Here is a 12,278-nt window from a genome sequence, read left to right as displayed (position 1 = left end):
TTTACTTGACCAAGAGATCACACCCATGTATTAAAACCTTCATTGCCTCTGTCCCGTTCGTCTAGAGGCCTAGGACATCGCCCTTTCACGGCGGCAACACGGGTTCGACTCCCGTACGGGACGCCAATAATTTATTGCATAAATTATTTGCATCGAATATTATTCATATCTAGTCTGAAGTTAAATAACCATTTGTTATTTTAACTTATTCTATTGTTTTATGCTATATAAAGAAATATGTATTCTTTTAAATGGCTCTCCCATAAATGAAATGTGCTGCTCTCATTGTAACTTACAATCGGCTGAATAAATTACAATTATGTTTACGCGCAACTTTTGCCCTTAAATTTGATACAATAATAGTCATTGACAATGCATCCACAGATGGTACAGAACAATGGCTATCCTCTCTAAAAGAATCCCGCCTACAAATCTTGCGCATGAAAAATAATATTGGGGGTGCGGGTGGATTTAAATACGGTGCCCAATATATTGCGTCTTTAGACATAGACTGGATTTTTTTCTTTGATGATGATGCCTATCCAGCTGAGAATTTGCTTGATAATTTTATCCAGTTCAAAAAAGACAATTATCAAATTTTTTGCTGCAGGGTATTAACCCCTGATTATAAAATATGTTCCATGAACATACCCTTTAAAAAAATACCTTCAACTTTACTGGCCACAATACATTATAAAATAAACCCAAAACAGTTTTTACCGCAGTCTGATGCAATCTGTGAGGTACAAACCTTTTCGTTTGTAGGAACCATTATTCATAAAAACATTTTAAAAAAATACGCCCATATAATAATAGATGATCTGTTTATTTATTTTGACGATTTGGCTTTTTCATATTACTTGTCACAAAAAAATAATAAAATTCTGTATGTTCCAGATTTTATTTTTGTACATGATGTTATTTTACATTCCCAAATTTTTTCAAATAAGAAATTATATTATCTTGTACGTAACCTGATCATTACCCATAAAATTTACAGGAACAAACCTTTTTTTACTTTGCCTTCAACTTTATGCAGAATTATGACATGTTTCCTTTTATGCATGATTCAAAAAAATAGAGTCCAATCCTTAAGATATTTGTTTAATGGAATAAAAGATGGATTTAGTTATAAAGTTAAAAATATTCTTATTTAAATAAAATCCTATATTGCATTTTCAAAACACATTTTTTTACGAAATAATACGCTTTCAATAAAATAATGAAACAATTATCCCACTAAAAGCGTAGTTGTTTTAATCAATCAAATAATTTTCTATTTCTAACCGCTCCCTTGTCCGCACTGGTTGCCATCATCGCATAGGATTTCAAGGCCATACTAACTTTACGTGCTCTTGCCCTGACAGGTTTCCAGCCCTTTTGATCCTGTTCATTTCGGCGTTGTTTCAGGATCTCATCCGATACCTGCAAATGAATGAAGCGATTAGGAATATCAATCTTAATTGTATCCCCGTCTTTAACTAGGCCAATTGTTCCTTTGTCGGCAGCCTCTGGAGATACATGACCAATTGATAAACCGGATGTTCCACCTGAAAAGCGTCCATCTGTCAATAACGCACAAAGTTTCCCAAGATTTTTTGATTTCAAATAACTGGTTGGATAAAGCATTTCCTGCATTCCGGGACCTCCCTTAGGTCCTTCATAACGAATAACAACAATGTCCCCAGGTTCAATTTGGTCTGATAAAATGCTTTCAACTGCGCTATCCTGGCTTTCAAAAACACGTGCCTTGCCTTCAAATACCAAAATTGATTGATCAACACCGGCTGTTTTTACAACACACCCATCTTCGGCTAAATTACCATACAAAACAGCCAGCCCACCATCTTTGGAATATGCATGTTCAATATCACGGATACAGCCGCCAACACGATCCTGATCCAACGTTTTCCAACGCTGATTTTGACTGAAGGCCTGTTGAGAAGGAATACCACCGGGAGCGGCTTTAAAAAAATCCAAAACAGATTTTTCATGTGTTGAAATAATATCCCAATGAAGAATAGCATCCTTTAAACTATCTGAATGGACTGTGATTGTATTTAGATGCAATAAATTTGCTTTAGCCAGTTCACCCAGAATTCCGTAAACACCTCCGGCCCGATGCACATCCTCAATATGATAGAGCTGAGTATTCGGGGCCACTTTACATAATTGTGGTATTTTACGAGATAAACGGTCTATATCCTGTAATGTAAAAGGAACTTCCCCTTCTTGTGCTATAGCCAAAAGATGTAAAATCGTATTCGTTGACCCCCCCATAGCAATATCCAAGGCCATCGCATTTTCAAAGGCCTCTTTCGTTGCAATGGAACGTGGCAATATTTTATCATTACCATCCCTATAATAAGAATTACAAAGTTCAACAATTCTTTTGCCCGCCCTTCTGAATAAAAACTGGCGATCTTTATGCGTAGCCAACAAAGTGCCATTACCAGGAAAGGAAAAACCCAAAACTTCGGTTAGACAATTCATGGAATTGGCCGTAAACATACCAGAACAAGAACCACAAGTTGGACAGGCGTTTCGTTCATATTCCGTTACCTGACTATCTTGAACATTATCATCACCGGCGGCAATCATCGCATCAATCAGATCCAGTTTATGATTAGCCAGATGACTTTTACCCGCTTCCATTGGACCACCGGACACAAAAACAGCAGGGATGTTCAAACGCATTGCAGCCATTAGCATCCCAGGAGTTATCTTATCACAATTCGAAATACAAACCATTGCATCTGCACAATGCGCATTCACCATATATTCAACTGAATCAGCAATAATCTCTCGACTTGGTAAGGAATATAGCATTCCATCATGCCCCATCGCAATTCCGTCATCAATCGCAATTGTGTTAAATTCTTTTGCCACGCCACCGGCATTTTCAATTTCTTTTGCAACCATCTGGCCCAAATCCTTTAAATGAACATGGCCGGGAACAAATTGGGTAAAAGAATTAACCACAGCAATAATTGGTTTATGAAAATCATCATCTTTCATTCCAGTTGCACGCCATAAAGCACGTGCACCAGCCATATTACGACCATGAGTAGAAATGTATGAACGATATTGAGGCATCCGTTAACCCTTGCATGAAAAAATTAAAATAAATTGTGATTAAAATTAATTCCTATTGAATTAGTTCACTATTCTGTAAAAGCAATTTTATACATGATTTTTTTAATAAATTATTATTATATCTTACAATCAACCGCTTTCTTTATTTGAAATCATCATAAATCTTTAAACATGATAAGAAAACTTTTAAATTGATTTCTGTTTCATAACCGGTCAAAACGAATTGATTATTTTATTTAACAATCGTCAATGAAATAGAAAATATTCTCGAATGTCCCGTTTTTTATCAAAAATTATAAAACCCGCAATCTTTTTTGACCGGGATGGTGTTATCAATATCGATACGAACTATCCTTATCGTCTGGAAGATTTAATTTTGGTTGAAGGGGTTGAAGAGGCTATTTGTCAAGCCAAGAAACTCGGTTTCCTTACCGTCGTAGTAACCAACCAATCTGGGGTTGCACGCGGCTTTTTCACAGAACGGGACGTCCAGAACTTTCATCACTATATTCAAGAAAAACTAAAAAAATATAATACCGCTATTGATGCCTTTTATTATTGTCCCTACCATCCAGAAGCCAAGATTAAAAAGTATCGACAGGATCACCCTGATCGTAAACCGCATGCAGGAATGATTGAACATGCAATTCATGATTTATTCATTGATCGTCAGCATTCTTTTTTGATTGGTGATAAATTGACTGATTTACAGGCTGCAGAAAATGCAAATATTGCAGGATATCTTTTTAAAGAGAAAAATCTTGCATCTTTTTTGAATAAAATAATTAAAAAACAATTAAAATATTAATTTAAGTTCGTTATAAATTCTTTTTTACAATTAAAAATCAATTTTCTATATATATTAACATTATTACTAATCAATTAATACCTCTTAAAATCTTTTCAATTACAATCAAACTTATTCGTCATTTTTATTATTAATTCGTAAAAATTAAAAAGATGTAATTAAAATATATCTTTATTGCCTTTTCATATTAAACGTTATATAAGATGTATTTGAAATAAATCTTTTGCTTAAATATTAAGAATCCTTTTATTTCAAATAAATATATTTAAAAATACTGAATCGATAAGTCTATGAAAAGTAATTATCAAGATGGTGTTATCAGTACTCTAACATCAGAAATACTTACAAAGCTTAACAGGAACCCTGTTAACAGAAAATTGAAATGGCTACTTTTAATTTCAGCCTTTCTATGTTTTTTATTTATGGGATGGGCAACATTATTCACCTATCAGCAAAGCCCACCTATTCCAGTTCAATTCATTTCATCACAAGATCAGGTTTTATTCACAGACAAAGATATTTTTCTTGGAAAACAGGGTTTTCAAAAAGCCGATCTGATTGATTACGGTGGATTATACGGTATGGGATCCATGTTTGGACCCGATTATACTGCCAAAACTCTCGTGGATCTTGCCAAAGCAACTCGAGAATATCTAGCCCGAGAAAAATTTCATCAGTCTTTTCATTTATTAACTTCAGATCAACAATTCCTTATTCAAAGGAAAATGCAAATAATGTTACATAACGTTGATCTTACACAGAAATCTTTACGTTTTCCTACTGCGTTTAGTCAGGCAATCGTCGATGTCAGAAAAAATTTATCTCAAGAATTAGTACAGGATAATTTCAAGGCCGGTTACTCGCGGGCTCATGCATTAAATCAGGCGGATGCCAAAAGCACTTCTGAATTTATTATCTATACCGCCCTCACATCCGTAGGCCATCGCCCCAACAGCACCATATCCTGGACACAAAATTGGCCTTATGAACCCATTGCAGGAAACCAACCTACCAGCCAAACCTTTACCTGGACATGGGCTGGGTTCTGTTTTGCCTTTGCAGGCTTTGGTGCCGTGATCATGATCAATCGTATCTGGCTATCTGGTGAAGATAGGGAGGCGATGGACCAGGTTATCGACGGATTTAAGAATCTGACCCCAAGCCAGAAAAAAATCGGTAAATATTTTTTATTTGTTGCCGCTATTTTCCTCGTCCAGCTTCTAATGGGTGGATTAATGGCCCATTACTATTCTGAACGGACAAGTTTTTACGGATTTGAAATAGGAAAATATTTACCTTTTAATTTTCTACGAAGTATTCATTTGCAAACCCCGATTGTATGGATTGCATTTTCCTGGATTGGTTCAGCTCTGTTTTTAGGGCCAATTATCAGTGGAAAGGAAGCAAAATATCAGAATATACTTGTTGATCTTTTATTTTATGCATCAGTGATTGTTATTGCGGGTATTGTCATTGGCAACTATCTGGGCATCATGGGTTACCTGCCTCATTTATGGTTTTGGTTCGGCAACCAGGGCAATTCCTATCTGGAATTAGGCAGAGGTTGGCAATATGCTTTTTTTGCCGCTCTTTTGTTTTGGAGTTATTTAGTATTCCGCTCCTTCTGGCCCGATAAACGTCACTGGCAAAGAGCCTTTAAATCATTCCGTATTGGAAATATACGTCTTGAACATTTATTCTGGTTATCGACTCTAAATATTGCCATTTTATACGTATTTGGCATGATACCCATGTTTGAAATAGGCAAGTCCTATACCATGGACGACTTCTGGAGATGGTGGGTCGTTCATCTTTGGGTTGAGGAATCATTTGAATTCTTCACGGCATGTGTTACCGCCTATCTTTTGATGGGGATAGGATTGATTTCCCGTTGTTTTGCTGAGCGGACAGTTTATTTTGAACTTATCCTAATCTTTATTGGTGGGGTCATTGGCACAGGGCACCATATGTATTGGGCCGGTGAACCATCCATTTGGATCCCCATGGGAAGCATGTTCTCATTTATCGAGGTTTTACCCCTAATTCTATTGGTTATCGAATCTATTGACGAATATAAAATCATTACAGCCCATCAGACTTTCCAGTATAAATTGGGATATATGTATATTATTGCTGCTGCAGTATGGAATTTTATCGGTGCGGGTGTCTTTGGTGGGGGTGTATTGAATGCACCACTTGTTAATTATTATGAACATGGGACGTTTTTAACCTTGAATCATGCCCACACCTCTCTTTTTGGAGCCTTTGGTCTTTTGGGACTGGGAATGATTTATTTCTGTTTAAGATATATTGCTAGTGACAAATATCCATTTATAGAAAAATGGGGATATATTGCCTTATTCCTCTATAATATCACACTTGTCCTATGGACTACATTAACCTTTTTCCCTGTCGGCTGGCCCCAACTCAACGCTGTTTACGAACACGGATTAACTTACGCCAGAAGCTTAAGCTTTTATGATACCAAAACATTTTGGCAATGGTTACGTATAATCGGGGATATTTTCTTTTCTATAGGCGCTTTAATTATGTGCTGGGATTTTATCGTGAAACTCAAACCTATTTTTAAAAAATAATATTTCTATTTCTTTTATAAAAAGCTCGTCAAAATTCAATAAATAAATAATAATGACGAGCAATTTTATCAGAAAGAAATCATTTTACCGGGTGTAATTTTATTTCCAAGTCCCAACAGCGACTTGGCTAAAGGAATTGCAACAGGTGCAAGTTGTCTCCCCATTAAAATTGAACGGTGCTCGATAGAGGCCAGCATTTCAAAATCATCATTTAATTTTAGGAAATCATCTCGTATCGCTTTGCCTATACGGACCGTTTGGGCAATCCCATGACCACTCCATCCGTGAACCGCATAAATAGGCGCTTTTTCTCCTAATTTACGACAATCTACCGCCCCATTTAGGGTTAAATCAGTTGTTCCACTCCACGCTAATTCTAAATGAATATCATCACGTTGAGGAAAAATAGTCTTAATTCGTGACATTAAATAATCAACAACTTTATCAGAATTCCATCGCATTCCTGTTCCTTGCCCTCCAAATAAGATACGCTCTTTACGGACCGGGCGATAATAATCTATTTGTAGCTGCGTATCATAAACAGCCATTTGTGTCGGAAGTAATGTTTTACTCCCCCCCTCAACCGGATTAGTAACACCAACATAAGTATAAAAAGGAATGGTTGAATTAACATCTGATAATAATTGAAAGGTCGTTTGGTGAACGGCTAATACCACGCCTTTTTTTGCAAGAATTTTACCCTGTGCCGTTTCAATAGATACCCCTTCTGATACAGTTTCTATTTTTAGAACTTCACTATCCTCATAAACATGCCCACCATTTTTAACAAATCCATAAATCAAACCACGCGTTAAACCTAAAGAATGAATTTGCCCTCCAATCTTATCCAAAGCACCACCATAATAAAGTTCTGAATTGATATGATCACGAATTTCATAAGGCCCTAAAATGCGAACACTATCGTCACCTAAATATCGACGTGCATCTGCCCCAACCGTCAAAGCATTGATATGACCAGGATGAATCGCCGCGGTTAAATGCCCACGACGCATATCCAAATCCAAAGCATAACGTTCTGTTATTTCTTGAATAAGATCAAACGATTCAATGGATGTAAATTTCCACAAACGACAAGCTTCGTCATAATCGAAATTCTCAATAATAGATTCTGCTTCCCATCGTGCCAATCCAGGCGTCAATTGTCCGCCATTTCTTCCCGAAGCAGCTGACCCCACCTTATTTTTTTCAAGAAGGATTGTTTCAACACCAGATTCTGACAAATGTAAAGCCGTAGAAGCCCCAAGCAATCCGCCACCAATTACTACCACATCACATTCACAATCATGTTCTAAGGCTGGAAATGTTTTCCATGGGGATAAAGTCGCCTCATAATAATTGGCGGGTCTAGCTAATACATCCTCATCTTGTACTTGTCGCGAATCAACCCAATTCCATTCTTCCTGTTTAGGACTTTCATCCGTTTTTCTAAAGATAACATCTTCTGTTAAAATAGGTTTTTCAAGTTTTTGTTCTGTATTCATCATTTTCATCCGACCACACTTATAATGTTGATTTAGCTACATGAATATCTGTTCCAGACGTTAACGACAAATCATGCCTTTTAAATAAAGGCCGTTTACGAACTTTACAGTATAAAATATAGGTTATTCCTAAAGCGGTCCAAAAGCCTCCCAATAAAAGTGCGTCTTCTTTTAAATTAGACCACATCACAATTACTGAGAACATTCCCAAAGAAGGGCAGATAATATTTTTTAAAATTTGTTTAAGCGTTGAAAACTCTTTTTTATAACATACAAACCATATAAACACAGAAATGTTAACCGCACTAAAAGCGACCATCGCACCAAAACTAATTAATGAGACGGCTGTATCTAACCGAAAGAAAATAGCATTTAAAGAAAGAATTCCCACCAACAGCACACAAACGATAGGAGAGCGATAGTGAGGATGAATATATTGCAATTTTTTTCCTGGAATAACCCCATCAATACCCATAATATAAATTAAGCGTGCTGCACTGGCATGCGATGCCAGAGCCGAAGCGAAAGTATTAATCAAGATAGCTAATAAAAAGATCGATTGGAACAATTTTCCCCCCACGTACAAAACAATTTCAGGCATTGCCTCAATAGGATCTTTGAAAAGGCTATTATTCGGATAGTAAAGCTGGATAAACCATGCCGATACAAAAAAGATAATACCACCCGTTAAAACCGTAGCAATAATCGCCCGCGGTATATTTTTTCTGGCATCAAAAGTTTCATTTGCAAGCGTGGTTACAGCATCAAATCCCAAAAAAGAAAAACATAAAATAGCAGCACCACTTACCAAGGGAATGAAAGAATTATCCCCATTCAATAAAGGTTTTAACGTCATTACATGCGATACATCATATTTAAAGACCAAAGCATGGATAACCAAATAGATGAAATAAACCATCAAAATTAGAGGAATACCAACGAACAAGGCATTAAGATTGGCAAGAAATTTAATATTTCGACAATTAATAAACGTAACTAATGCCGTATAAAGAATGATTAACATCCACGCGGGAATACCAGGGAATAAAGCTTTGAGATAAATTCCTGAAAGTAAACTATTAATCATTGGCAATAAAAGATAATCAAGCAGGGTTCCCCACCCGACAATAAAACCACTAATTTTACCGCAAACTTGATTGGTATAACTATAAGCAGAGCCTGATTTAGGAAAAATAACAGCGAGTCGACTGTAACTAAAAGCAGTCAACATGATGGCACCCAATGCCAATAAATAAGCCATAGGAACACGACCATTCGTTACACCTGATACGATACCAAATGTGTCAAAAACAGTCATGGGAGTCATGTAAGCTATCCCGATGATAATAACTCGCCAAAGAGATAACTGAGCTTGGTGCGGTGCTAACTCATTCATATGCCTGCCTTTATTATCTAAATAAATTTTACAAACAATTTTAAGAATATTATTTATAAAATTTATAGTAACAAAACATTTTTATTAAGAAACTATTTTTTTTATTAAGAAAATATTTTTTTTTATTAAGAAAATATTTTTTACAAATTAATATCACATATCATTGTTATCAACAGATTTACTTTGCCTTATGCAAAGGATACTGTTAATGAGACATATTTTTGAATTAATCAACCTTTTATTTGCAAAAAAAACAGATATAGGATCGAAACCTGAATTTCGTTTATAAGAATGTTTTTTGCAAAGGAATCAAAAGTAATAGAAGATTTTATGAATAAAAATAGAACCTACTATCTAGACCCATGAAAGAAAAATGTTTTAATTTATCGGGAAGACGTATCAGTAGTATTATGAAAGCTGACTTAGTAATTCATCATTATATATAACAGAACCAAATTTTTGAAAAAAAATTATCTGTCAGAAAATTATGTGTTTGCAGAATCACTATTGACACAAGCAGCTTTTAAAACAGTTAATTTATAATCCAGTGCCGTAATCTGTCCAGCGACTGAAAAAGATATAAAATTATTTAATATAAAATCTTGAAAATCCATAAATAGAAAAGCTGTTTTTCTTTATTCATTTTTAAATAAACCATTAAATTAGCCTTTTTAATATAATATTAATATTTATAATCTAATATTTTTAGCGTAAACCAATTGCCTATGGCACCAATCAGCAATAGAACACTTGTTGCGAGAAATACGAAATACATACCCATATAACCACTGACAAACCCGCCAGCCAATGGACCGATAACCTGACCAACATATTGTACGGAAATAATATAACCCAATACAGTTCCCACTAAATGATTTGGAACTTGATGTCGAATGATTGTTATAATGCAGGGCATTAAACCACCAAGGGCCAATCCCATAAAAAAACGTAATACGATAAGTTGCCAGACTGACGTGACATAGGCTTGGGGAACAAGCAATATCCCGGCGATAATTAAGGTCCAGATAATAATCCGTGCATGACCTATTTTATCCGCTAAATGACCAAGCCATGAAGCAGACAAAATACTCCCAAAAGCACCAGCCGACATAATCAAACCTGCAAAGAAAGTTATTCTGGATTGCTCAACAGCCAGTTGATGAACATATAAGGTTATAATTGGTTCGATAGACATATTGGCAATCATTAGTAACATACCCGTAACCAGCATTATGAAAATCAATCTTTTATTGGGAATATCGAACCAATTTCCTTTAACGGTTTTTTCATGAATAACCAACTTTGAAGGTTCTCGAATAAAACCCAATGTAACAAGAAACGTGATGAAAATTAAACATCCTGCCCCTATGAACGTAATACGGATTCCTATTAAAGATGGCAATATCCCCCCAATCAGGGGACCAATCAGATTTCCTGCCATGATACCGGATGAAAGCAGTCCAAGTGCCCAAGCAGAACGATCCTTGGGAGTTTGGGCAGCAATCATGATTGTTGCACCTGAAGAATATCCTCCAGCAAAACCCGCAAGCAATCGTAATCCAACCAATTGCCAAATATTTGTCGCACATCCCATCAATGCCATTGTCACGGCCATACCTAGACTCGCCCTAAGAAGCATTGGTTTACGACCATAACGATCCCCCAGATATCCCCAGAATGGCGCAATCATTCCTGCTATAAAAAATGTTGCGCTATAGGCTATTCCTGACCATTGAGCTATACTTGCATGATCTTTGACTCCCAACTGCTGAACATAGATCGGTAAAAAAGGCAACATTAATGTCATTGCAAGAAAGGTTGTAAATGATCCAAATAAACAAACAAAAAGATTGCAAACCCAATATGACTCATCTTGATCTGTTTCAATTGTTGAGGACATGATAAATCTACCATAAAATTGTCTTTGTTTGGTATACCAATTTGGTATACCAAAATGATCCTATCATATAATCAATAATAAGAAACAAATTTATGAACGAAACCCTTACTCAAGCTCAGCATGCTGAAATAAAATTAAGAAATCTTATTCTGAATATGGAAATAGCACCGGGTGAACGTATAACAGAACGTGATATTGTAGGGTTCATTGGAATTTCTAGAACCTCCATTCGAACCGCATTATTTAAACTTGCTAGTGAGGGACTGGTTATTCACAAAAAATCCGGTTGGATTGTATCCCCGATTAATCTAGAAGAAATTTCTCAAGTGTGCATTTATCGTAAAATACTTGAGGTTGCCGCTATTCAAGAAACAACACAAATAGTTATAGATAAAAATATTTCAAAAGTTGAAAATCTACTGAATTCAATTTCACCAACCTCAACTCATGAACAGCTTGATCAAATTGGCCATGATTTTCACATATGGATTGCAAAACTGTCAGAAAATGAATTTATTATTCAAGGCACTGAAAATGCAATGATGAGATTAAGACGAGCCCGCTGGCTTGAAAATAAATATGATCACACGGGATGGGATGAACATCGTCAAATAGTGATTGCCTTAAAAAAAGGAAAAATACAAAAAACGATATCACTTATTGAAAACCATATCTCAAGAACACGTCAAAGCTTACTAAGTACACTTCAAAAAAAACAGCTAAGTCTTAGGGCTCAAGGCGCCTTTTTAACATCTAAGTAAATATCTTTTACAAATAATAGAATTAATTCAACCTAATTTCTTTAAATATTAAAGTGAAAATATAAGAATATTTCTTAAAAAATAATTATTCTACAAAAAATGATATTAAATAATTTTTTTTTAATTTTTAATAAACAAAATATTTTTGATATAAAAACAGAAAAAATACAGAACTAAATATATTACCTATATTTTGTTTCCAGTATTAATTATTCTAT

Annotated in this window: 8 protein-coding genes and 1 tRNA gene; 5 read left to right on the top strand and 4 right to left on the bottom strand. The window is 35.4% G+C overall.

The genetic code is table 11. The features are described from left to right. Positions 1-50 precede the first annotated feature (50 nt). Both GM552_RS01035 and GM552_RS01030 read left to right on the top strand, forming a co-directional pair. A tRNA-Glu gene (locus GM552_RS01035) sits at positions 51-126 on the top strand. 140 nt (positions 127-266) lie between these two features. Continuing rightward, a complete protein-coding gene (locus GM552_RS01030; protein ID WP_155564901.1) occupies positions 267-1,157 on the top strand; it encodes a glycosyltransferase in 891 nt (296 codons plus the stop codon). Positions 1,158-1,260: 103 nt separating this feature from the next. Here GM552_RS01030 and ilvD read toward each other — a convergent pair whose 3' ends face one another. Beyond that, on the bottom strand, positions 1,261-3,096 hold the full coding sequence (gene ilvD / locus GM552_RS01025) for a dihydroxy-acid dehydratase (RefSeq protein WP_155564900.1): 1,836 nt from the start codon (positions 3,094-3,096) through the stop codon (positions 1,261-1,263). Between the two features lie 271 nt (positions 3,097-3,367). On the opposite strand from ilvD, the gene GM552_RS01020 reads away from it, so the two are divergent. After that, entirely contained in the window at positions 3,368-3,904 is a 537-nt protein-coding gene (locus GM552_RS01020) for a D-glycero-beta-D-manno-heptose 1,7-bisphosphate 7-phosphatase (protein ID WP_155564899.1), read from the top strand. Between the two features lie 290 nt (positions 3,905-4,194). Further along, positions 4,195-6,501, top strand: coding sequence for a nitric-oxide reductase large subunit (locus GM552_RS01015; protein ID WP_155564898.1), 2,307 nt, complete (start codon positions 4,195-4,197; stop codon positions 6,499-6,501). A gap of 68 nt (positions 6,502-6,569) precedes the next feature. On the opposite strand, the gene GM552_RS01010 is transcribed toward GM552_RS01015, so the two are convergent. The 3 genes from GM552_RS01010 to GM552_RS01000 all read right to left on the bottom strand — a co-directional run bounded on the left by GM552_RS01010 (position 6,570) and on the right by GM552_RS01000 (position 11,299). After that, positions 6,570-8,006, bottom strand: a complete 1,437-nt coding sequence (locus GM552_RS01010) for an FAD-binding oxidoreductase (RefSeq protein WP_230882720.1) — start codon at positions 8,004-8,006, stop codon at positions 6,570-6,572. Between the two features lie 16 nt (positions 8,007-8,022). Further along, positions 8,023-9,399 carry an APC family permease gene (locus tag GM552_RS01005; RefSeq protein WP_155564897.1) on the bottom strand — a complete coding sequence of 459 codons (1,377 nt, stop codon included), beginning with the start codon at positions 9,397-9,399 and terminating at the stop codon, positions 8,023-8,025. Between the two features lie 682 nt (positions 9,400-10,081). Then, positions 10,082-11,299: an MFS transporter gene (locus GM552_RS01000; protein ID WP_155564896.1), complete on the bottom strand. Its 1,218-nt coding sequence runs from the start codon at positions 11,297-11,299 to the stop codon at positions 10,082-10,084. Positions 11,300-11,391: 92 nt separating this feature from the next. On the opposite strand from GM552_RS01000, the gene GM552_RS00995 reads away from it, so the two are divergent. Then, positions 11,392-12,060: a GntR family transcriptional regulator gene (locus GM552_RS00995; protein ID WP_155564895.1), complete on the top strand. Its 669-nt coding sequence runs from the start codon at positions 11,392-11,394 to the stop codon at positions 12,058-12,060. Positions 12,061-12,278 lie beyond the last annotated feature (218 nt).

It is taken from the genome of Commensalibacter sp. ESL0382, from assembly GCF_009725775.1.
Lineage (GTDB): Bacteria > Pseudomonadota > Alphaproteobacteria > Acetobacterales > Acetobacteraceae > Commensalibacter > Commensalibacter melissae.
This window is presented reverse-complemented; position numbering and strand designations above follow the sequence as displayed.

Excerpts from the sequence above, each read along its gene's own strand:
- GM552_RS01030 (WP_155564901.1), top strand. The coding sequence starts at position 267 with ATGAAATGTGCTGCTCTCATTGTAACTTACAATCGGCTGAATAAATTA.
- ilvD (WP_155564900.1), bottom strand. The coding sequence starts at position 3,096 with ATGCCTCAATATCGTTCATACATTTCTACTCATGGTCGTAATATGGCT.
- GM552_RS01020 (WP_155564899.1), top strand. The coding sequence starts at position 3,368 with ATGTCCCGTTTTTTATCAAAAATTATAAAACCCGCAATCTTTTTTGAC.
- GM552_RS01015 (WP_155564898.1), top strand. The coding sequence starts at position 4,195 with ATGAAAAGTAATTATCAAGATGGTGTTATCAGTACTCTAACATCAGAA.
- GM552_RS01010 (WP_230882720.1), bottom strand. The coding sequence starts at position 8,006 with ATGATGAATACAGAACAAAAACTTGAAAAACCTATTTTAACAGAAGAT.
- GM552_RS01005 (WP_155564897.1), bottom strand. The coding sequence starts at position 9,399 with ATGAATGAGTTAGCACCGCACCAAGCTCAGTTATCTCTTTGGCGAGTT.
- GM552_RS01000 (WP_155564896.1), bottom strand. The coding sequence starts at position 11,299 with ATGTCCTCAACAATTGAAACAGATCAAGATGAGTCATATTGGGTTTGC.
- GM552_RS00995 (WP_155564895.1), top strand. The coding sequence starts at position 11,392 with ATGAACGAAACCCTTACTCAAGCTCAGCATGCTGAAATAAAATTAAGA.